The following is a 20,208-nucleotide window of genomic DNA, read 5'->3' as shown; positions in this document are numbered from 1 at the left end:
CAAAACAATCTCAAGTAAGGAGATATATTTCCCCCTTCGTGTGTTTTGATTATTACGGCAGCGGCGGGCGATTTCCAGCCACCAGATTTTGCTAGCGGAAATGGAGAAGAGGTAAAACGCGCGATGATTGAACAGCGCGCGTCACAGAAGGAATCAAGCCGGTATGCCGCTGTGAAAGCGGAACTCGTCGTCAGGAGAGGTAATCAACGCGGCTTCGACTTCGCCAAAAAACCGCACCCGGTCGCTGATATCGTCAGCAGAAACCTGCTGCGCCAGCGCCAGATAATCCTGATAGTGCCGAGCCTCGGATCGCAGCAGCGACAGGTAAAACGCCTGCAAATCCGCCTCCAGATACGGCGCCAGCGCGGCAAACCGTTCACAGGAACGGGCTTCGATATACGCCCCGCAAATCAGCTTGTCGATCAGCGTCAGCGGCTCGTGGGTGCGAACCTCTTTGAGCATACCTTTGGCGTAACGACTGGCGGTCATTTTGATGTAAGGGATATTGCGGATCGTCATCGCCTCGCGTACCTGCGAGAAGTGATGCAGCTCTTCTTTGATCAGCAACACCATGCTGTCGATAAGCTTTCGTCCCCACGGGTCGTCGGTTTGCGGCATAACGCTTTTGCTTATCTGTTTATTCAGTGCGATAAAATCCGGCTCATCCCCTTCCCTGAAAGCAAAGGCTTCATAGGGTTTTAGCCAGTCCAGCAGCGCCTGCGATCCCTGTTTATCCGCGGCATACTTACGCACCAGCAGCATTGCCGTTTGCGCCGCTTTCAGTTCGCAGACGAGGTGATCGGTCAGTAACAGCGGCAGATTCGCCGGGTCTCGCGCTTTATCAAGCCAGGCCTGAGGCGTTTTACATTGCAGGAAGTTGTGGATCGGGGAGAGTATTTGCGGGTAATCCATACGTTGTCCTTGGCCTGCGGCAGCCTGGGCTACCGCAGGTCAGCAGATGACTTAGTGACGCACGCCGTCATCATCTTCGTCGACGAAGTCTTCATCGTCGCCATCTTCGCCTTCTTCGCCGTTCGGGTCTTCAAAATAGGTGCCCCAACCGTCGTATTCCACTTCAAATTTTTCAGCCAGGTTCATCAGTTGCTCAACCTGAGCGTCAATCAGCTCGGCATTCAGGGCGCATTCGCTGAGGATGTCACAACAAATAACCGTGTCGCCTTCTTCGACTTCAAGCTCTTCCGGCTCGGTCACTTCATAACCCAGCTTGAAGGCTTCTACTGCCGCTTTTTCCAGGGTTTCAAAGTCGTCCGCGGAAAGGTGATGCTCGATAGTGTACAGCGCGTCTGGATCGCTGCCATCTTCGAGTAACTCTTCAATAATCAAGCGTGTTTCTTCACGCTGCTCTTCCAGTAGTTCCGGGTTTGCCATGGCTCGTTCCTCATAATGTCCTGCCGATACTCTTATTGTCACATACCGCTGTCATTGCCTCCACCTTTCCAGGAAAGATTTGTTAAACAAGGTTGCAAATGAATAAACATCCATATAAATTGAATTTTAATTCAATAAATGGCTTAAGCCATGTGAGGAAACCATGTCTACGTTTTATCAGAAGCACTTTTTGAAACTGCTTGATTTCACCTCTGCTGAACTCACGTCACTGCTCAAGCTCGCCGCGCAGCTCAAGGCAGATAAGAAAAACGGCACCGAGGTCGCTCAACTCACCGGTAAAAATATCGCGCTCATCTTCGAAAAAGACTCGACTCGTACTCGTTGCTCTTTCGAAGTTGCCGCATACGATCAGGGCGCTCGCGTAACGTATCTCGGGCCAAGCGGCAGCCAGATTGGGCATAAAGAGTCGATTAAAGATACCGCCCGCGTACTCGGCCGCATGTACGACGGTATTCAGTATCGGGGTCACGGTCAGGAAGTGGTGGAAACGCTGGCGGAATATGCCGGGGTGCCGGTATGGAATGGATTAACTAACGAGTTTCATCCCACCCAGTTACTGGCGGATCTGTTAACTATGCAGGAACACCTGCCGGGTAAAGCATTTAATGAGATGGCGTTGGTCTACACCGGCGATGCCCGTAACAATATGGGCAATTCGATGCTGGAAGCCGCCGCGTTAACTGGGTTAGATCTGCGTCTGGTTGCACCGCAGGCCTGCTGGCCGGATGAGAGCCTGGTGGCAGAATGCAAAGCGCTGGCACAGAAAAACGGTGGCAATATTACGCTGACGGAAGATGTCGCCACGGGCGTAAAAGGTGCGGACTTCATCTACACCGACGTATGGGTGTCAATGGGCGAAGCGAAAGAGAAGTGGGCCGAGCGTATTGCGCTGCTGCGCAAATATCAGGTAAACAGCGCGATGATGGCGCTCACCGGCAATCCGCAGGTTAAATTTCTGCACTGCCTGCCCGCGTTCCATGACGATCAAACCACGCTTGGCAAACAAATGGCGCAACAGTACGGTTTGCACGGCGGGATGGAAGTGACCGACGACGTCTTTGAGTCACCCGCCAGCATCGTATTTGATCAGGCGGAAAACCGGATGCACACCATTAAAGCGGTAATGGTGGCGACGCTTTCCAAATGATAGTGTTGCGTGATTGATTTGCCGGATGGCGATGTTCAGCATCTTATCCGGCCTACAACCGCGCTACCGTAGGCCGGGCAAGGCGAAGCCGCCCTCCGGCAAACACGCTTACTCCACCAGCAATTTCACCACCGCTTTGCGTACCAGCGCCGGAGCGCCGACTGCGCACAGCGGTTTATGCACTTCCCCCGGATAGAACACCACAAAGTCACCTTCGTTCAGAACTACCGTTTTCTCCTGTGCCCCTTCCGGCAGGAAGGCAATGTCTTTATCCGCCAGCCAGTCAGTTTCCGGCGCGCCCGCAGGCTGCGTACTGAAGGTCATGCCTTCCTGCCCTTTGAGCAGGATCTGAATATCCAGATAGCGGGCATGATACTCGGCACGGCGCTGTGCAAACGGCTCCGTCATATCTTCGGCAATCAGATAAAACAGGCGATCGCCATCGATATCATGCTTACCCTTTTCCGTCGCATCCGTAACATGCGTTTTAATGTGCTCAATCGCCTGACGCAGCTCTTCCGGCAGCCAGGCACCCAGGTTGTGAATATTGCCGACAATCATCTCAAACCCCTTAATTAAAACATCGTTTCATTTTTGTTGTTATACGAAAAAACGGCCTGCCATACCACTCCTAATTACCGATATTTTGCGGCAACGCATGTTTATCGCTGATGATGTTAGATAGTTGTTAACCTAACGCATCAGGTTATGCATAAACACTGCATAACTCTTACCCTCTCATTTTTCTCTTTGCTGGTAACTTGCTGGTTTTGAAAGTGTTATGATAAAACCCAGCCGTCGATCACAATTCACACCTCCCCCACTCGCTTTGTTCGCCACCATATTTATTTGGCAATAAACTGTCCCGTACAAATAATAGAATCACAGAACCGCATAAACATTCACCTCATAATAAAAAACACATAAAAATCAATTCATTATTAAATGCATATATTTTTAAAAATGTACATAAAATTAACATAGATAAATAACAAGACATATTCATGCGTAGCAATTCAGTTATTGAATTTATTATTTTTTAAAATCTCAGAGCCATCTCATATATTAGGAAAGCAAATTCAAATATCGAACCGACTGTGAAACAAATCACGTTTCCGTATCAAATAAGATCTAACTATAGATTCTGAAATCAGCTGAAAAATCATGACTGCAATAAATTGCATTTGCAGCCATCTCCTCTTTATTTTTTAAAATCGTATTAAAGGAATAATGATGGAAAAGCATTATGTCGGTTCTGAAATCGGTCAATTACGTAGCGTGATGCTGCATCGCCCTAATCTCAGCTTAAAAAGGCTGACGCCATCCAATTGTCAGGAGCTGCTTTTTGATGATGTGCTTTCGGTAGAACGTGCAGGTGAAGAGCACGACATTTTCGCCAACACGCTGCGCCAGGAGGGAATTGAGGTTCTGTTACTCACTGATTTATTAACACAAACCCTGGATATTCCCGACGCTAAAAGCTGGCTGCTGGATACGCAAATTTCTGATTATCGCCTTGGACCCACTTTCGCCGCCGATGTCCGCGCCTGGCTTGCGGACATGCAGCACCGGGAACTGGCACGGCATTTAAGCGGCGGGCTGACCTATGGCGAAATCCCTGCCTCTATAAAAAATATGGTGGTGGATACTCATGATATTAATGATTTTATTATGAAGCCATTGCCCAACCATTTATTTACCCGCGACACCTCCTGCTGGATATATAACGGCGTGTCGATTAATCCGATGGCTAAAACTGCCCGGCAACGAGAAACTAATAATCTGCGGGCGATTTACCGTTGGCACCCGCAATTCGCCGATGGTGAATTTATTAAATATTTCGGTGATGAAAATATTAATTACGACCACGCCACATTAGAAGGTGGAGATGTGCTGGTCATTGGTCGCGGTGCGGTACTTATTGGCATGTCTGAGCGCACCACGCCACAGGGAATCGAGTTCCTTGCCCAGTCACTCTTCAAGCATCGCCAGGCAGAGCGCGTCATCGCGGTCGAACTGCCTAAGCATCGTTCCTGTATGCATCTCGACACCGTGATGACCCACATCGATATCGATACCTTCTCTGTCTACCCGGAAGTGGTGCGCCCGGACGTGCAGTGCTGGACTCTGACGCCAGACGGGCGCGGCGGCCTGAAACGGACGCAGGAAAGTACGCTGGTCCATGCCCTGGAAAAAGCGCTGGGGCTCGATCAAATTCGCCTGATTACTACCGGCGGTGACGCCTTCGAAGCCGAACGTGAACAGTGGAATGACGCCAACAACGTCCTGACGCTACGCCCCGGCGTTGTTGTGGGATACGAGCGCAATATCTGGACCAACGAGAAATACGACAAAGCCGGCATCACCGTTTTACCCATTCCTGGCGACGAACTTGGACGCGGACGCGGCGGCGCGCGCTGCATGAGCTGCCCGCTGGAACGCGACGGTATTTAAGGAGACGTCATGGAAAATAAACCAACCCTGGTTGTGGCTCTGGGCGGCAACGCGCTGCTCAAACGCGGCGAGCCGCTGGAAGCAGACATCCAACGTAAGAATATTGAGCTGGCGGCAAAAACCATCGCCCGGCTTACGCAACAGTGGCGTGTGATTCTGGTACACGGCAATGGCCCACAGGTTGGACTGCTGGCGTTACAAAACAGCGCTTACGCCAGCGTCACCCCCTATCCGCTCGATATTCTCGGCGCGGAAAGTCAGGGAATGATTGGCTATATGTTGCAACAGGCGCTGAAAAACCAGCTTCCACAGCGAGAAATTAGCGTCCTGCTGACGCAGGTTGAAGTCGATGCCCACGATCCAGCCTTCAGCAATCCCACCAAATATATCGGGCCCATTTACGACCAAACCCAGGCCAGTGCATTACAGGTGGAAAAAGGCTGGGTTTTCAAAGCCGATGGTAAAGCGTTCCGTCGCGTTGTGCCCTCTCCGCAGCCCAAACGTATTGTTGAAAGTGACGCGATCCAGGCGTTGATCGCCCGCGATCATCTGGTCATCTGCAATGGCGGCGGCGGTGTGCCGGTCGTGGAAAAAGCCGATGGCTACCACGGCATTGAAGCCGTGATCGACAAAGATCTCTCCGCTGCCCTGCTCGCCAGCCAGCTTCATGCTGATGCGTTGCTCATCCTGACCGATGCCGACGCGGTGTACCTCGACTGGGGCAAACCCACCCAGCGCCCTCTGGCTCAGGTCACCCCCGAAATACTCGGCGAGATGCAGTTCGACGCCGGTTCTATGGGGCCGAAAGTTACCGCCTGCGCGAATTTTGTCTCTCAATGCCAGGGGATAGCAGGCATCGGCTCCCTGGCCGACGGCCCGGCCATTCTCTCGGGAGAGAAAGGCACATTGATTCGGCCCGAAACCATTGCTTACGACGCGTGACCCATTTTTGCCGGATGGGCGACTGCGCCTTATCCGGCCTACATAAGGACATTCTGATGACTGTTAACTTAAAAAATCGCAATTTTCTTAAACTGCTCGACTACACCCCGGCAGAGATCCAGTACCTGATCGATCTGGCTATCGAATTAAAAACGGCGAAAAAGGCCGGACGCGAAAGACAGACGCTGGTCGGTAAAAATATCGCGCTCATCTTCGAAAAAACCTCAACCCGCACCCGCTGCGCCTTTGAGGTTGGCGCTTTTGATCAGGGCGCGCAGGTGACCTATCTCGGCCCAAGCGGCTCACAGATTGGTCACAAAGAATCGATGAAAGATACCGCCCGCGTGTTAGGCCGCATGTACGACGGCATCGAATATCGCGGATATGGCCAGGAGATCGTCGAAGAACTGGGGCAGTTCGCCGGTGTTCCGGTATGGAACGGACTGACCAACGAATTTCACCCTACGCAGATCCTTGCGGATCTGATGACCATGCTGGAACACGCGCCGGGCAAAACCTTACCTGAACTGAGCTTCGCCTACCTCGGTGACGCCCGCAATAACATGGGTAATTCGCTGATGGTTGGCGCGGCGAAAATGGGGATGGACATCCGCCTCGTCGCCCCTAAATCCTTCTGGCCGGATGAGACGCTGGTTGCCGAATGCCGTGAAATCGCCAGCGTGACAGGCGCGCGCATTACGCTCACGGAGGACGTTGAGGAAGGCGTTTACGACGTGGATTTCCTCTATACCGATGTCTGGGTCTCCATGGGCGAACCCAAAGAGGCATGGGCAGAACGCGTAAGCCTGATGACGCCTTACCAGATTAACCAGCGAGTCATCAACGCAACCGGCAACCCCAATGTGAAATTTATGCACTGTCTGCCCGCCTTCCATAACGAACACACCAAAGTTGGGCGTGAAATCGAAGCGGCTTACGGCCTGAAAGGGCTTGAGGTCACGGAAGAGGTGTTCGAGTCAGCACACTCCATCGTCTTCGACGAAGCAGAAAACCGGATGCATACCATCAAAGCGGTCATGGTAGCGACACTCGGCGACTAACCCCTGCGGGCATATGTCGCCTGACGGCATATGCCCGAGCTATCCGGAGAACATCATGGGCAAATTCAAATTTCCCAGCGCGTATACCATCCTGTTTATTCTTATTGCACTCGTCGCTGTTATGACCTGGATTGTCCCGGCAGGGAAATACCAGATGGCGATGAATGCGACCCTGGGTAAAGAAGTGCCGGTTGCCGGGACTTATGCCCCCACAGAGGCGCATCCACAAGGTATTACCGCTGTACTGCTGGCGCCAATTGACGGTCTTTATAATCACGAGACCTACACCGCCGGCGCCATTGATGTGGCGCTGTTTGTCCTGATCATCGGCGGTTTTCTCGGCGTGGTAAATAAAACGGGCGCCATCGACGCCGGTATCGAACGCGTAACGGTCAGGCTTAACGGCAAAGAAGAGTGGATGATCCCCATCCTGATGGGACTTTTCGCCGCCGGCGGTACGATTTACGGGATGGCGGAAGAGTCGCTACCTTTTTACACGCTGCTCGTCCCGGTAATGATGGCGGCCCGCTTTGATCCACTGGTCGCTGCTGCGACCGTTCTGCTCGGCGCAGGGATTGGCACACTCGGTTCGACCATTAACCCGTTCGCAACGGTTATCGCTGCCAACGCGGCCGGGATCCCCTTCACCCAGGGAATGCTGATGCGCATTCTGCTGCTGGTCGTCGGCTATGTGATCTGCGTGGTGTGGGTCATGCGCTATGCCCGGAAAGTTCGCAGCCATCCTGAGCTGTCTATCGTGGCGGATAAAATGGAGGAAAACCGCGCCCATTTTCTCGGTAGTCGCGCCAATACCAATCTGGAATTCACGGCAACGCGGAAATGGATCCTGCTGATTTTCGCCGCCGCCTTTGCGGTAATGATCTATGGGGTGGCGGTACTCGGATGGTGGATGGCAGAAATATCCGCAGTCTTTCTGGCTGCTGCGATTATCGTCGGCGTAATCGCCCGCATGAGTGAAGAGGCATTTACCAGTACGTTCATTGACGGTGCGCGGGATCTGCTTGGCGTGGCGCTGATTATCGGTATTGCGCGCGGCATCGTCGTGGTGATGGATAACGGCATGATCACTCACACCATTCTGCACAGCGCCGAAAATATAGTCTCCGGCCTTTCCACCACCATTTTCATCAATGTGACCTATTGGCTGGAAGTGTTGCTCTCCTTCCTGGTCCCATCGTCCTCTGGGCTGGCGGTCCTCACCATGCCCATTATGGCCCCGCTGGCCGACTTCGCGCATGTACAGAGGGATCTGGTCGTCACCGCGTATCAATCCGCTTCCGGCATTGTGAATCTGATTACGCCCACCTCTGCGGTTGTGATGGGGGGGCTGGCCATCGCGCGCGTTCCCTATGTGCGTTACCTGAAATGGGTCGCTCCGTTACTGCTTATTTTGACGTTACTGAACATGGTCGTCCTGAGTATCGGCGCGATGCTGTAGCTCTTTTAGCCGTCGGTATCCGACGGCTTTTTTGATCGTTCTCTCGTTTTTCTGCACAACCGCCCGTTTGAGCCGTTATTGATACTGCAAATGTGGTGAATTTCGCCATCGCATTGATACAGATAAGAAATATAAGGTGATTTTATGAAGGAATTCGATGATTACTCTGCCAAAGAGCAAAAACAGCTGGCGATGTGTCAGCGCTTGATTAGCGAAAAAAGCTACCTGTCCCAGGAAGCGCTGCGCCGCGATCTGCAAAGCCACGGCTTTACCAGTATTAGTCAGTCGACGGTGTCTCGTTTGCTGAAGTTGCTTGGGGCCATAAAAATAAGAAATACAAAAGGGCAAAAAATTTATTCTGTCAATCCTCAGTCACGACCCGCTCCTGATGCGGCGCGATCGATCGCTGAAATGGTGGTCAGCATAGAACACAATGGCGAGTTTATCCTCATTCACACCGCTGCAGGATATGGTCGCGCGGTTGCCAGAATCCTCGATTATCACGCCTTGCCGGAAATTCTGGGCGTCATTGCCGGCAGCAGTATCGTCTGGGTCGCGCCGCGCGTCGTGCAGCGAACGGGCCTGGTTCACAAGCAGATTAATTATCTCTTTAAAATGAATTAAAATTCAGAAGAACCGTTTGCGATGAATAAATCGTGCATTTTTCGCTTGATCCCATAACGTAGCTGAGTATAATCGCGGACAATTTGCCGGGAGGATGTATGGTTCAGTGTGTACGACATTTTGTCTTACCGCGTCTGAAAAAGGACGCTGGCCTGCCGTTTTTCTTTCCGTTGATCACCCATTCCGAGCCCCTCAATTGAGGGGCTTTTTTTTTGCCCAGGCGTCAGGAGATAAACATGGCTAACCCGCTCTATCAAAAACACATCATTTCCATAAACGACCTCAGCCGCGATGACCTCAATCTGGTCCTCGCAACGGCGGCGAAATTAAAAGCGAACCCACAACCGGAACTGTTAAAGCATAAGGTCATCGCCAGTTGCTTCTTTGAGGCGTCCACCCGCACCCGTCTATCCTTTGAAACTTCTATGCACCGTCTGGGCGCCAGCGTGGTAGGTTTCTCTGACAGCAGCAACACGTCTCTGGGCAAAAAAGGCGAAACGCTGGCTGACACCATTTCCGTCATCAGCACCTATGTCGACGCCATCGTCATGCGTCATCCGCAGGAAGGCGCCGCGCGTCTGGCAACAGAATTCTCTGGTAACGTCCCGGTTCTTAACGCGGGCGACGGCTCTAACCAGCATCCAACCCAAACGCTGCTGGATCTGTTTACCATTCAGGAGACACAGGGCCGCCTGGACAATCTGCAAATCGCCATGGTGGGTGATCTGAAATATGGCCGCACCGTCCACTCCTTAACCCAGGCGCTGGCGAAGTTTGAAGGCAACCGCTTCTACTTCATCGCCCCGGATGCGCTGGCCATGCCGCAGTACATTCTGGATATGCTGACTGAAAAGGGCATCGCCTGGAGCCTGCATGGCACTATCGAAGAGGTGATGGCGGAAGTCGATATCCTCTACATGACCCGCGTACAAAAAGAGCGTCTGGACCCATCCGAATACGCCAACGTGAAAGCACAGTTTGTCCTGCGCGCCAGCGACCTGAACGGCGCCAGAGCCAATATGAAGGTACTACATCCGCTGCCGCGTATTGATGAAATCACCACCGACGTCGATAAGACGCCGCACGCCTGGTATTTCCAGCAGGCTGGCAACGGCATCTTCGCCCGCCAGGCGTTACTGGCACTGGTACTGAATAGCGAACTGGCACTGTAAGGGAGAAAAAGAGATGACACACGATAACAAACTGCAGGTTGAAGCCATCAAACGTGGCACCGTGATTGACCATATTCCCGCACAGGTTGGTTTTAAATTGCTGACGCTGTTCAAGCTGACAGAAACCGACCAGCGAATCACCATCGGTCTGAATCTGCCGTCCGGTGAGATGGGTCGTAAGGACCTGATTAAAATTGAAAATACCTTCCTGACCGACGAGCAGGTCAACCAGCTCTCTCTGTATGCGCCGCAGGCAACGGTGAACCGCATTGATAATTACGATGTTGTGGGTAAATCACGTCCGAGTCTGCCAGAGCGCATCGACAACGTGCTGGTGTGCCCGAACAGCAACTGCATCAGTCATGCTGAGCCGGTTTCTTCCAGTTTTGCAGTGAAAAAGCGTGCTGATGACATCGCACTCAAATGCAAATACTGTGAAAAAGAGTTTTCGCATTATGTGGTGCTGGCCAACTAATTGGGGTTGGTTATGAGATCCCTGCTCCCTATAATGAGCGGGAACATTCTATTACCGCTGTAATTCAGGAGAAATCATGAGCAAGACTATCGCGACGGAAAATGCACCAGCAGCAATCGGCCCATACGTACAGGGTGTTGACCTGGGTAGCATGGTAATCACTTCCGGTCAGATCCCGGTCGATCCGAAAACCGGCGCCGTAGCGGAAGACGTGTCCGCTCAGGCGCGTCAGTCGCTGGAAAACGTAAAAGCTATCGTTGAAGCAGCAGGTCTGAAAGTGGGCGACATCGTTAAAACGACCGTCTTCGTGAAAGACCTGAACGATTTCGCTACCGTCAACGCCACCTACGAAGCGTTCTTCACCGAGCACAACGCGACCTTCCCGGCGCGTTCTTGCGTGGAAGTTGCTCGTCTGCCGAAAGACGTGAAAATCGAGATTGAAGCGATCGCCGTTCGTCGCTAAACCACCTTGTGCCGGATGGCGGCTTCGCGTAATCCGGCCTATGCAAGCGTAGTTTGTAGGCCCGGTAAGCGCGAGCGCCACCGGGCATTTATCACATCACGCCAAACAGTTTCGGCAGGAATAGCGAAATCGCCGGAATGTATGTCACCAGCATCAGCACCAGGAACAGCACGACGTAGAATGGCAGCATCGCCTTCACCACCTGCTCGATTTTCTGCTTACTCACCGCACTGGCCACAAACAGCACCGACCCCACCGGCGGCGTAATCAGGCCGATCCCTAAGTTCACCAGCATGATCATGCCAAAATGGACCGGATCAATACCGAGCGCGTTAGTCACCGGTAGTAACACCGGCGTCAGGATCAGGATCAGCGGCGCCATGTCCATCAGCGTACCGATCAGCAGCAGCATGATGTTAATGCACATCAGGATGACATATTTGTTATCCGAGATGCTGGTGAAGGCTTCGGTAATCCGCATCGGCAACTGCATATAGGTCATGACGGCCCCAAACGCGGCGGCAAAGCCTATCAGGATCATCACGATAGTGACCGTCTTCACCGTGCGGAACATCAGCTTCGGCAGTTCAGACCATTTATAGTCACGATAGATAAACATGGTGACAAAGAAGGCCCAAAGACAGGCAATCGCCGCGGATTCCGTTGCGGTAAAGATACCTGACAGGATCCCGCCCATGATGATCACCACCGTCATTAATCCCCACAGCGTATCGACGAAAATCTTCAGCGCCTGGCGAAACGGTACGCGCTCCCCTTTTGGATAACCGCGTTTATGGGCAAAAGCCACGCACATCACCATCAGGCTAAAGCTCAGCAACAGGCCCGGCAGGATCCCGGCGATGAACAGCGCGGCAATCGACACCGTCCCGCCCGTTGCCAGCGAGTAGATAACCGAGTTATGGCTGGGCGGCGTGAGGATCGCCTGCACCGAGCCGCTGGCGGTTACCGCAGCGGCAAAGTCGCGCGGGTAGCCTTTCTTGTCCATCTCCGGGATCATCACTGAACCGATAGAAGCGGTATCGGCCACCGACGATCCTGAAATTGCGCCAAAAAAGGTCGAGGCGACGATATTTACCAGCGACAGCCCGCCGCGGATAAAGCCAACGAAAATATAGGCAAAATTCACCAGTCGGCGCGCGATCCCCCCTTCCGCCATGATTGCCCCGGCCAGAATAAAGAATGGGATCGCCAGCAGCGAAAACTTGTTTACTCCGCTGGTCAGTTGGATCATCACGGCTTCCAGCGGAATATCAATATACCAGGCTCCAATGATGGCGCTAATGCCAACCGCGTACGCTACCGGTACCCCAATCGCCAGCATAATGCCAAGCGTAAAGACGAGAATAAATGCATCCATCTGCTTTCCTTAATGAAATGGGGGCGGTAACTAGCTGGTTGAACCCAGCATGACAACGGGACGTTGATATTGCGGGCCGCGGAAAATCTTTTCTGCGATAAACAGCAGCGTGATAGCGGAGCCAATCGGCAACGGCAGATAGTTTTGCCCGGCGCTTAAAAGCGGGAATTCCGCGACAGGCTGGTCCCACAGCTCAAGACACAGATTGATTCCATACCAGAGAATAAACAGGCTGATCGCCACCAACATGATATCTGCGACAATCGAGCAGTAACGACGGGCGGACTCCCCCAGACGGTCAATCACCATGCTCACCGCGATATGCGAACCTGCGCGATAGCTCACCGCCGCGCCAATAAAGGTGAACGTCACCATACAAAGAATGGCGACCGGTTCAGGCCATGACAGGGCATTGTTCAGGACATAGCGTGCAAATATGCCAATAGGGATAATGGCGACCATAACCAATAATGCGACACCAGCAATCCATATAGAGACCCGATAAAGAAAATCCATTACCGATGAATAACATTCACCCATAATTATCACCTCGAATTAATCAAAAGACTCAGGCAGAGGATTGCTCCCCTCCGCCTGATGAATTACTTCACATCCTGAATACGTTTGATCAAATCCTGGTGGTCTTTACCGTAATTATCCCGCACTGACTGCGTGGCTTTATAGAAATAGTCCGTATCAATATCGTGGAACTGAACGCCATTGGCTTTCATAGTTTCCAGAGATTTCGCATTATATTCTTGCCAAAGTTTGCGTTGTTCAACCTGCGCTTCTTTGGCGAGCTTAATAATGAGTTCCTGGTCTTCTTTTTTCAATTTATCCCATTTGGCTTTGGAAAACAGAAAAAGCTCAGGAATAATAAAGTGTTTGCTCCAGGTATAGTTTTTAACGACCGGTAAATAGTTGTGCGCAACAAATGTTGGCGGGTTATTTTCCGTACCATCAATAACGCCGGTCTGCATACCGCTAAACACTTCGCTGACGCCCATCACGATAGAGTTAGCGCCCATCGCCTTTAAGGTATCCAGCGCTATCGGACTCGCCTGAACGCGGATTTTCATACCGTGTAAATCTTCCGGTTTCACCACCGGATTTTTGGTAATCAGGTTGCGCGTCCCGGCGTCCATCCAACCCAGGAATACCAGCCGCGATTTCGTATTGGCCGTCAGGCGGTCGCCAATCTCCTGACCGATCATGCCGTCAAGGACCTTATGCATATGGTCTTCATCGCGAAAGATATACGGCAGGGTAAATACGTTAATTTCAGGAAGAATGGCGGCAACAGGCGTCATTGAGACGCGAATAATATCGATAGCGCCTAATTGCGCCTGCTCAATCATCTGTTTTTCATCACCTAACACGCCACCTGGAAATGTTTTAATCTCCAGACGGCCATCGGTCGCGGCGCTGAGTTTCTCCCCCATATGTTTCACTGCGACGACGTTCGGGTAATCAGCCGGATGCACATCCGCGGCGCGAAAAGTTTGTGCCAGCGTTGCATGACTCGCCAATAATACGGACGCGCCAATACACAGACTTAACAGGTTTTTTGTCAGTTTCATTTGTCCTTCTCCAGAAGTTCATAATATCCATTAACAGGAATAGCTTGCAGAGCAAATGACTGCCGGAATTAAAACGGGCAGCGAGAAACTTTCTTAACGACGTTACCTGCGCAGACTAGCTGGTGTAACAATTTATTTCGATGACTGCGTTCACAAAAAATCGCAGACGCTAATAATTTTTAGCACAGTGTTTCATTTTTGCAACGCAGATCGTTTTATTGATAAAAAAGCAACGCAAAGAAGGCGATTTGATACTAATTCCCTCAGCTAGCATTTCAATAAAAATAAAACACTACGATTTCGCGAGAATATCTTTCGAATGAAAAAGAGAAATGCAGGATGGTATTTACACCATCCTGCTGAGAAGTTTGATGTTTACTGCCAACCGTAGCGACGGCTATAAAAACCTTTCACTAATTGGGTCAATGTCATGTAGCCCGCCAGAATCGCAATCAGCCACGGGAAGTAGCTCAGCGGCAGCGCCTGCAATTGCAGATAGCTGGCCAGCGGCGAGAACGGCAATGCAATGCCCACCACCATCACGACCAGCGTCATTAGCATCAGCGGCCATGCGGCGCGACTTTGGATAAACGGCACGCGACGGGTACGGATCATATGCACAATCAGCGTTTGCGACAGCAGGCCCACCACGAACCAGCCCGACTGGAACAACGTCTGATGCTCTGGCGTATTGGCATGGAAGACAAACCACATCAGGCAAAAGGTCAGAATGTCAAAGATCGAGCTGATCGGCCCAAAGAAGATCATAAAGCGGCCCAGTTCGGCGGGATTCCAACGCTGGGGCTTTTTGATCTGCTCTTCGTCGACGTTATCAAACGGAATCGCCACCTGGGATACATCATACAGCAGGTTCTGAATCAGTAAGTGCAGCGGCAACATCGGCAGGAACGGTAAAAAGGCGCTCGCCACCAGCACGCTAAACACGTTACCGAAGTTAGAACTGGCCGTCATTTTGATGTACTTCAACATGTTAGAAAAAGTACGGCGTCCTTCGATCACCCCTTCTTCCAGCACCATCAGGCTCTTTTCCAGCAGGATAATATCCGCCGCTTCACGTGCAATATCGACCGCGCCATCAACAGAGATACCGATGTCCGCCGCGCGCAGCGCCGGAGCGTCGTTGATGCCATCGCCCATAAAGCCAACTACGTGACCTTCACGCTTGAGCAGCGTGACAATGCGCTCTTTGTGCATCGGCGTCAGGCGGGCAAACAACGTAGTGCGCTGAGCAAGCGTTGCCAGTTCGTCATCGCTTAATCCTTCAATGCTGCTGCCAATCACCACATCGCCCGCATCCAGCCCCACTTCGTGGCACACTTTTGCCGCCACCAGTTCGCTATCACCGGTGAGAATTTTCACCGTAATACCGCTGGCTTTCAGCGCCTTCAGCGCCGGCGCGGTGGTCTCTTTCGGCGGATCGAGGAACGCGATATAGCCTTCGAGGATCAGATCCGACTCATCAATACGCTGGTAATCACCTTCACGCGCGGGCAGGTACTTGGTGGCCACCGCCACTACGCGCAGCCCCTGACGGTTCAGCGTATCGGTAACGCGTTTCACCCGACGCAGCATGCCCTCATCCAGGGGGACAATCTCGCCGTTGTGACGCACCTGGGTGCAGACGCTGAGGATCTCCTGCAGCGCGCCTTTGCACACCAGGTGGTGCACATCCGTTTCTTCCGCCACCACCACCGACATGCGGCGACGTTCAAAATCAAACGGGATCTCATCGATTTTCTGCCAACGGGTAGAAAGCTGGCGGGCAGATTCCTCATCCACGCCTTCCAGTACCGCCGTATCCAGCAGATTCTTCAGCCCGGTCTGGTAATGGCTGTTCAGCCACGCGGAATGCAGAACGTGCTCGCTGGGTTTTCCAGAGATATCAGTATGATTCTCCAGCACAATTTTATCCTGCGTCAGGGTCCCGGTTTTATCGGTGCACAGGATATCCATCGCGCCAAAGTTCTGGATGGCATCAAGGTGCTTGACGATGACTTTCTGTTTAGACAGCTTCACCGCCCCGCGCGCCAGCGTCGAGGTGACGATCATCGGCAGCATTTCCGGGGTCAGCCCCACCGCAACAGACAGCGCAAACAGCGCCGCCTCCCACCAGTCGCCTTTGGTATAGCCGTTAATGATGAGCACAATGGGCGCCATCACCAGCATAAAGCGGATCAGCAACATGCTGACGCGGCTGATCCCTTTCTGGAAGGCATTCTGCTCGCTTTCCTGCTCGCTGACGCGGCCCGCCAGTTGCCCGAACCAGGTATTGGCTCCGGTCGAAATCACGATAGCCTGCGCCGTGCCGCTCACCACATTGGTCCCCATAAAGCACAGAGTATCGCACTCCAGCGGGTTGCTTTGCTGCGGGTCGCGGCTGGTTGCAACTTTCTCCACGGGCAGCGATTCACCGGTCAACGAAGCCTGCGCCACAAACAGATCGCGCGCCTGGACGATACGTAAATCCGCCGGGATCATATCCCCTGCCGCCAGCTTGATGACATCACCGGGTACCAACTGGTCAATCGGCAGCTCAACCCAACTGTTCTCGCCTTTTTCGTTGATAACGCGCAGCACCGTGGCGGTGTTGCTGACCATCGCTTTCAGCGCATCTGCCGCTTTGGTGGAACGCGCTTCCTGCACAAAATTCAGCAGCGTCGAGATGGCGACCATCAGCGCGATTACGCCAGCAGCAAACAGATCCTCAGTGGCATAGGAAATGGCGCCAAGAATGGTCAGCAGAATATTAAACGGATTGCGGTAGCAGACCCACAGATGCACCCACCACGGCGACGGCTTCTGCGCCGGCAACTGGTTTTCGCCATGGATTTCGCGGGCGCTCTCGACCTCTGCGGCGTTTAATCCTTCCGGGTGTGCGCCAAACGTTTTCCACAGCGCGGCTTCGTCCATCAGCGCCATTTTCAGGCAATGTTCGCTCAGCGAGGGCGGGATCGGTGTGCTGGCAACGGTCTGCGCATTGGGCAACGGATCGCGATGCACCAGACGATGTGGTAAATGGCGGTTAAGCCGGGCAAACAGCTGGCGAGTCATATTTTTGAACATAGGCAGTCCCCCTGCGCCAGTCTTAACAGGCGCAGTAAATCTTTCAGGCGTGGCAAAGCCTTGCCTGATGGCAATTTTAAAATCACAACAGGGACGTCAGAACGTCACTGTCTTACGCATCCGGTAAGACAGTGAAAGACAGGCTTACCGGAAAGTTGTGTTTCTCCGTCTCGGGAGAGGGGTGGGATCGGGATCCATATAGCCTCCGGTAAGTGAATGATAAGCGCCGCGGATTATACGCAGAAAACCATAAGGTTTGTGGCAATTATGGCGGTATGATAAAGCATAGAAACTAAACCAAACGTATACCAGACTTTGCCCATTGCACTGTGCTTGAGTAAAGTTATTCTCTTTTGGCATAACTTCACACGCGACACGGGAAAACAGGATGCAAAATCGGCTGACCATTAAAGACATCGCCCGCTTAAGCGGCGTGGGGAAATCCACGGTTTCCCGCGTTCTCAACAACGAAAGCGGCGTCAGCGAACGTACCCGTGAACGCGTCGAAGCGGTGATGAATCAGCACGGTTTTTCCCCTTCCCGCTCTGCACGCGCCATGCGTGGGCAAAGCGACAAGGTGGTGGCGATTATCGTCACGCGCCTGGATTCTCTTTCAGAAAATCTCGCCGTGCAGACCATGCTGCCCGCTTTTTATGAACAGGGTTACGATCCGATCATGATGGAAAGCCAGTTCTCGCCTGAACTGGTCGAAGAACATCTGGGCATGCTCAGACGCCGTAATATTGACGGTGTGGTGCTGTTTGGTTTTACCGGCATTACCGAAACGATGCTCACCTCCTGGCAGGATTCTCTGGTGCTGCTGGCCAGAGATGCCAAAGGCTTTGCCTCCGTCTGCTATGACGATGAGGGCGCTATTCATACCCTGATGCAGCGTTTATACGATCGCGACCACCGCCATATTAGCTTTCTTGGCGTCCCCCATAGCGACGTGACCACCGGTAAGCGCCGTCATGAAGCCTACCTGGCATTCTGTAAGAAACACAAACTGCATCCGGTTGCCGCGCTACCGGGCCTGGCCATGAAGCAGGGTTATGAGCAGGCCGCCAATGTCATCACCCCGGAAACCACCGCCTTAGTCTGTGCGACGGATACCCTTGCCCTTGGGGTCAGCAAATATCTGCAGGAGCAGCGGATTGATAATCTGCAGTTGGCGAGTGTGGGCAACACACCGCTAATGAAATTCCTCCATCCGGAAATTATCACCGTCGATCCCGGTTACGCCGAAGCCGGACGACAAGCGGCCTCGCAGCTGATCGAGCAGATCAACGGCCGTAGCGAACCGCGGCAAATCGTTATTCCCTCCACCCTCGCCTGATCGCTTTCTGAGCGCTAATTTGTGATCTTCGCTGCGTTTCGGGAACGTTCCCGTTTTTAAATATTCATCGAAGATATACTCTTGCGCCAACAACGCGGGAGTTGCCGGATGGCGACCTAACGCGTCTTATCCGGCCTACGGGGAACACACGTCATCATGAGCAAAATAAAACAAGCAGACATCGACCGGCTGATTGAGCTGGTAGGCGGGCGCGACAATATCGCTACGGTGAGCCACTGCATCACTCGCCTGCGTTTTGTGCTGAATCAGCCTGCGAATGCCAGGCCAAAAGAGATAGAGCAGTTGCCGATGGTCAAAGGCTGCTTCACCAACGCCGGGCAGTTTCAGGTGGTGATTGGCACCGAGGTGGGCGATTACTACAAAGCGCTGCTGGCGACCACCGGCCAGGCCAGTGCCGACAAAGAGCAGGCGAAAAAAGCCGCGCGGCAGAACATGAAGTGGCATGAACAGCTCATTTCTCATTTTGCAGAGATCTTCTTCCCGCTGCTGCCAGCGCTGATTAGCGGCGGCTTGATCTTAGGTTTTCGCAATGTGATCGGCGATCTGCCAATGAGTAACGGGCAGACGCTGGCGCAGATGCATCCGTCGCTGAAAACCCTCTACGACTTCCTGTGGCTGATTGGCGAAGCGATCTTCTTCTATCTGCCTGTCGGGATCTGCTGGTCAGCGGTGAAGAAAATGGGCGGTACGCCGATCCTCGGTATTGTGCTGGGTGTGACCCTGGTTTCGCCGCAGCTGATGAACGCCTATCTGCTCGGTCAACAGGTGCCGGAAGTGTGGAACTTCGGCCTGTTCAGCATTGAGAAAGTGGGCTACCAGGCGCAGGTTATCCCGGCACTGCTGGCTGGCCTGGCGCTTGGATTTATTGAAACGCGCATGAAACGCATCGTCCCGGATTATCTGTATCTGGTGATCGTCCCGGTGTGCTCGCTGATCCTCGCGGTGTTCCTTGCGCACGCCTTTATCGGTCCGTTTGGCCGCATGATCGGCGACGGCGTGGCGTTCGCGGTTCGTCATCTGATGACCGGCAGCTTTGCGCCGATTGGCGCGGCGCTGTTCGGCTTCCTGTATGCGCCGCTGGTGATCACCGGCGTACACCAGACCACGCTGGCTATCGACATGCAGATGATCCAGAGCATGGGCGGTACGCCGGTATGGCCGCTGATTGCGCTGTCAAACATCGCTCAGGCTTCTGCGGTGGTCGGCATCATTATCTCCAGCCGCAAACACAATGAACGCGAAATATCAGTACCTGCGGCGATCTCGGCTTATCTCGGGGTAACGGAACCGGCGATGTACGGGATCAACCTGAAATACCGCTTCCCGATGCTGTGCGCGATGATCGGCTCCGGTCTCGCCGGTCTGCTGTGCGGCCTGAACGGCGTGATGGCGAACGGCATTGGCGTCGGCGGCCTGCCGGGTATCCTCTCCATTCAGCCGACTTACTGGCAGGTGTTTGGCATGGCGATGGTCATCGCGATCGTTATCCCGATGGTACTGACCTCATTCGTCTACCAGCGTAAATACCGTCAGGGCACATTACAGATTGTGTAACTTTTCTTCGGGGCGCAGTTGCGCCCCATCGTATCTCCAGGAAACAGC

At 53.0% G+C, this 20,208-nt stretch carries 23 protein-coding genes; 14 read left to right on the top strand and 9 right to left on the bottom strand.

What is annotated here, in order from left to right; genetic code table 11:
• Nucleotides 1-153: 153 nt before the first annotated feature.
• Complete coding sequence (gene miaE, locus FDW97_RS16155; RefSeq protein ID WP_137351315.1) at nt 154-912, bottom strand: tRNA isopentenyl-2-thiomethyl-A-37 hydroxylase MiaE; 759 nt, start codon at nt 910-912, stop codon at nt 154-156.
• 51 nt (nt 913-963) lie between these two features.
• Nucleotides 964-1,389, bottom strand: a complete 426-nt coding sequence (gene rraB / locus FDW97_RS16150) for a ribonuclease E inhibitor RraB (RefSeq protein ID WP_005134179.1) — start codon at nt 1,387-1,389, stop codon at nt 964-966.
• Nucleotides 1,390-1,487: 98 nt separating this feature from the next.
• On the opposite strand from rraB, the gene FDW97_RS23815 reads away from it, so the two are divergent.
• A complete protein-coding gene (locus tag FDW97_RS23815; RefSeq protein WP_371414783.1) occupies nt 1,488-1,583 on the top strand; it encodes a hypothetical protein in 96 nt (31 codons plus the stop codon).
• Complete coding sequence (gene argF, locus FDW97_RS16145) at nt 1,553-2,557, top strand: ornithine carbamoyltransferase (RefSeq protein ID WP_069324775.1); 1,005 nt, start codon at nt 1,553-1,555, stop codon at nt 2,555-2,557. The genes FDW97_RS23815 and argF (FDW97_RS16145) overlap by 31 nt, the downstream gene beginning before the upstream one ends.
• A gap of 108 nt (nt 2,558-2,665) precedes the next feature.
• On the opposite strand, the gene FDW97_RS16140 is transcribed toward argF (FDW97_RS16145), so the two are convergent.
• Nucleotides 2,666-3,118: a YhcH/YjgK/YiaL family protein gene (locus FDW97_RS16140; RefSeq protein ID WP_121529891.1), complete on the bottom strand. Its 453-nt coding sequence runs from the start codon at nt 3,116-3,118 to the stop codon at nt 2,666-2,668.
• 672 nt (nt 3,119-3,790) lie between these two features.
• Here FDW97_RS16140 and arcA point away from each other — a divergent pair.
• The 5 genes from arcA to FDW97_RS16115 all read left to right on the top strand — a co-directional run bounded on the left by arcA (nt 3,791) and on the right by FDW97_RS16115 (nt 9,097).
• Nucleotides 3,791-5,011: an arginine deiminase gene (gene arcA, locus FDW97_RS16135; RefSeq protein WP_038636756.1), complete on the top strand. Its 1,221-nt coding sequence runs from the start codon at nt 3,791-3,793 to the stop codon at nt 5,009-5,011.
• A gap of 9 nt (nt 5,012-5,020) precedes the next feature.
• Nucleotides 5,021-5,953 (top strand): carbamate kinase, encoded by a 933-nt coding sequence (gene arcC, locus FDW97_RS16130; RefSeq protein WP_038636753.1) that lies wholly within the window; start codon nt 5,021-5,023, stop codon nt 5,951-5,953.
• 56 nt (nt 5,954-6,009) lie between these two features.
• A complete protein-coding gene (argF, locus tag FDW97_RS16125) occupies nt 6,010-7,014 on the top strand; it encodes an ornithine carbamoyltransferase (RefSeq protein ID WP_085048409.1) in 1,005 nt (334 codons plus the stop codon).
• 55 nt (nt 7,015-7,069) lie between these two features.
• Nucleotides 7,070-8,473 (top strand): YfcC family protein, encoded by a 1,404-nt coding sequence (locus FDW97_RS16120; RefSeq protein WP_038636748.1) that lies wholly within the window; start codon nt 7,070-7,072, stop codon nt 8,471-8,473.
• A gap of 144 nt (nt 8,474-8,617) precedes the next feature.
• On the top strand, nt 8,618-9,097 hold the full coding sequence (locus FDW97_RS16115; protein ID WP_137351314.1) for an arginine repressor: 480 nt from the start codon (nt 8,618-8,620) through the stop codon (nt 9,095-9,097).
• Here FDW97_RS16115 and FDW97_RS16110 read toward each other — a convergent pair.
• Complete coding sequence (locus FDW97_RS16110; protein WP_087857458.1) at nt 9,094-9,216, bottom strand: hypothetical protein; 123 nt, start codon at nt 9,214-9,216, stop codon at nt 9,094-9,096. The two genes, FDW97_RS16115 and FDW97_RS16110, sit on opposite strands and share 4 nt — an antisense overlap.
• On the opposite strand from FDW97_RS16110, the gene pyrL reads away from it, so the two are divergent.
• The 5 genes from pyrL to ridA all read left to right on the top strand — a co-directional run bounded on the left by pyrL (nt 9,196) and on the right by ridA (nt 11,207).
• Nucleotides 9,196-9,297, top strand: coding sequence for a pyr operon leader peptide (gene pyrL / locus FDW97_RS16105; protein WP_003025819.1), 102 nt, complete (start codon nt 9,196-9,198; stop codon nt 9,295-9,297). The genes FDW97_RS16110 and pyrL overlap by 21 nt on opposite strands.
• Nucleotides 9,278-9,331, top strand: coding sequence for a pyrBI operon leader peptide (locus FDW97_RS23810; RefSeq protein WP_106875647.1), 54 nt, complete (start codon nt 9,278-9,280; stop codon nt 9,329-9,331). Before pyrL ends, FDW97_RS23810 begins: the two co-directional genes overlap by 20 nt.
• A 2-nt stretch (nt 9,332-9,333) precedes the next feature.
• Nucleotides 9,334-10,269 (top strand): aspartate carbamoyltransferase, encoded by a 936-nt coding sequence (gene pyrB, locus FDW97_RS16095; RefSeq protein ID WP_038636743.1) that lies wholly within the window; start codon nt 9,334-9,336, stop codon nt 10,267-10,269.
• A gap of 13 nt (nt 10,270-10,282) precedes the next feature.
• The gene (gene pyrI / locus FDW97_RS16090; protein WP_069324772.1) at nt 10,283-10,744 is read left to right on the top strand and encodes an aspartate carbamoyltransferase regulatory subunit; all 462 of its coding nucleotides are present in this window, start codon (nt 10,283-10,285) and stop codon (nt 10,742-10,744) included.
• Between the two features lie 76 nt (nt 10,745-10,820).
• The gene (gene ridA / locus FDW97_RS16085) at nt 10,821-11,207 is read left to right on the top strand and encodes a 2-iminobutanoate/2-iminopropanoate deaminase (protein ID WP_000047544.1); all 387 of its coding nucleotides are present in this window, start codon (nt 10,821-10,823) and stop codon (nt 11,205-11,207) included.
• A 91-nt stretch (nt 11,208-11,298) separates the two neighbouring features.
• On the opposite strand, the gene FDW97_RS16080 is transcribed toward ridA, so the two are convergent.
• The 5 genes from FDW97_RS16080 to mgtL all read right to left on the bottom strand — a co-directional run bounded on the left by FDW97_RS16080 (nt 11,299) and on the right by mgtL (nt 17,447).
• Nucleotides 11,299-12,585, bottom strand: coding sequence for a TRAP transporter large permease (locus FDW97_RS16080; protein ID WP_137351313.1), 1,287 nt, complete (start codon nt 12,583-12,585; stop codon nt 11,299-11,301).
• A 30-nt stretch (nt 12,586-12,615) separates the two neighbouring features.
• Nucleotides 12,616-13,125: a TRAP transporter small permease gene (locus tag FDW97_RS16075; RefSeq protein WP_137351312.1), complete on the bottom strand. Its 510-nt coding sequence runs from the start codon at nt 13,123-13,125 to the stop codon at nt 12,616-12,618.
• 62 nt (nt 13,126-13,187) lie between these two features.
• A complete protein-coding gene (locus FDW97_RS16070; RefSeq protein WP_087857461.1) occupies nt 13,188-14,165 on the bottom strand; it encodes a TRAP transporter substrate-binding protein in 978 nt (325 codons plus the stop codon).
• Between the two features lie 375 nt (nt 14,166-14,540).
• Entirely contained in the window at nt 14,541-17,249 is a 2,709-nt protein-coding gene (gene mgtA / locus FDW97_RS16065; RefSeq protein ID WP_137351311.1) for a magnesium-translocating P-type ATPase, read from the bottom strand.
• A gap of 144 nt (nt 17,250-17,393) precedes the next feature.
• Nucleotides 17,394-17,447, bottom strand: coding sequence for a mgtA regulatory leader peptide MgtL (mgtL, locus tag FDW97_RS23805; RefSeq protein WP_223229530.1), 54 nt, complete (start codon nt 17,445-17,447; stop codon nt 17,394-17,396).
• Between the two features lie 190 nt (nt 17,448-17,637).
• Between mgtL and treR the strand changes: the two genes are divergently transcribed.
• Entirely contained in the window at nt 17,638-18,585 is a 948-nt protein-coding gene (gene treR / locus FDW97_RS16060) for a trehalose operon repressor TreR (protein ID WP_038636723.1), read from the top strand.
• A 156-nt stretch (nt 18,586-18,741) separates the two neighbouring features.
• A complete protein-coding gene (treB, locus tag FDW97_RS16055) occupies nt 18,742-20,160 on the top strand; it encodes a PTS trehalose transporter subunit IIBC (protein ID WP_038636721.1) in 1,419 nt (472 codons plus the stop codon).
• The last annotated feature ends 48 nt before the right edge of the window (nt 20,161-20,208 follow it).

Origin of the sequence: Citrobacter sp. wls708, from assembly GCF_005281255.1 — a bacterium.
GTDB lineage: Bacteria > Pseudomonadota > Gammaproteobacteria > Enterobacterales > Enterobacteriaceae > Citrobacter > Citrobacter werkmanii.
This window is presented reverse-complemented; position numbering and strand designations above follow the sequence as displayed.

Coding starts and splice junctions, on each gene's coding strand:
- miaE (WP_137351315.1), bottom strand. CDS start 912: ATGGATTACCCGCAAATACTCTCCCCGATCCACAACTTCCTGCAATGT.
- rraB (WP_005134179.1), bottom strand. CDS start 1,389: ATGGCAAACCCGGAACTACTGGAAGAGCAGCGTGAAGAAACACGCTTG.
- FDW97_RS23815 (WP_371414783.1), top strand. CDS start 1,488: ATGAATAAACATCCATATAAATTGAATTTTAATTCAATAAATGGCTTA.
- argF (WP_069324775.1), top strand. CDS start 1,553: ATGTCTACGTTTTATCAGAAGCACTTTTTGAAACTGCTTGATTTCACC.
- FDW97_RS16140 (WP_121529891.1), bottom strand. CDS start 3,118: ATGATTGTCGGCAATATTCACAACCTGGGTGCCTGGCTGCCGGAAGAG.
- arcA (WP_038636756.1), top strand. CDS start 3,791: ATGGAAAAGCATTATGTCGGTTCTGAAATCGGTCAATTACGTAGCGTG.
- arcC (WP_038636753.1), top strand. CDS start 5,021: ATGGAAAATAAACCAACCCTGGTTGTGGCTCTGGGCGGCAACGCGCTG.
- argF (WP_085048409.1), top strand. CDS start 6,010: ATGACTGTTAACTTAAAAAATCGCAATTTTCTTAAACTGCTCGACTAC.
- FDW97_RS16120 (WP_038636748.1), top strand. CDS start 7,070: ATGGGCAAATTCAAATTTCCCAGCGCGTATACCATCCTGTTTATTCTT.
- FDW97_RS16115 (WP_137351314.1), top strand. CDS start 8,618: ATGAAGGAATTCGATGATTACTCTGCCAAAGAGCAAAAACAGCTGGCG.
- pyrL (WP_003025819.1), top strand. CDS start 9,196: ATGGTTCAGTGTGTACGACATTTTGTCTTACCGCGTCTGAAAAAGGAC.
- FDW97_RS16110 (WP_087857458.1), bottom strand. CDS start 9,216: ATGTCGTACACACTGAACCATACATCCTCCCGGCAAATTGTCCGCGAT.
- pyrB (WP_038636743.1), top strand. CDS start 9,334: ATGGCTAACCCGCTCTATCAAAAACACATCATTTCCATAAACGACCTC.
- pyrI (WP_069324772.1), top strand. CDS start 10,283: ATGACACACGATAACAAACTGCAGGTTGAAGCCATCAAACGTGGCACC.
- ridA (WP_000047544.1), top strand. CDS start 10,821: ATGAGCAAGACTATCGCGACGGAAAATGCACCAGCAGCAATCGGCCCA.
- FDW97_RS16080 (WP_137351313.1), bottom strand. CDS start 12,585: ATGGATGCATTTATTCTCGTCTTTACGCTTGGCATTATGCTGGCGATT.
- FDW97_RS16075 (WP_137351312.1), bottom strand. CDS start 13,125: ATGGGTGAATGTTATTCATCGGTAATGGATTTTCTTTATCGGGTCTCT.
- FDW97_RS16070 (WP_087857461.1), bottom strand. CDS start 14,165: ATGAAACTGACAAAAAACCTGTTAAGTCTGTGTATTGGCGCGTCCGTA.
- mgtA (WP_137351311.1), bottom strand. CDS start 17,249: ATGTTCAAAAATATGACTCGCCAGCTGTTTGCCCGGCTTAACCGCCAT.
- treR (WP_038636723.1), top strand. CDS start 17,638: ATGCAAAATCGGCTGACCATTAAAGACATCGCCCGCTTAAGCGGCGTG.
- treB (WP_038636721.1), top strand. CDS start 18,742: ATGAGCAAAATAAAACAAGCAGACATCGACCGGCTGATTGAGCTGGTA.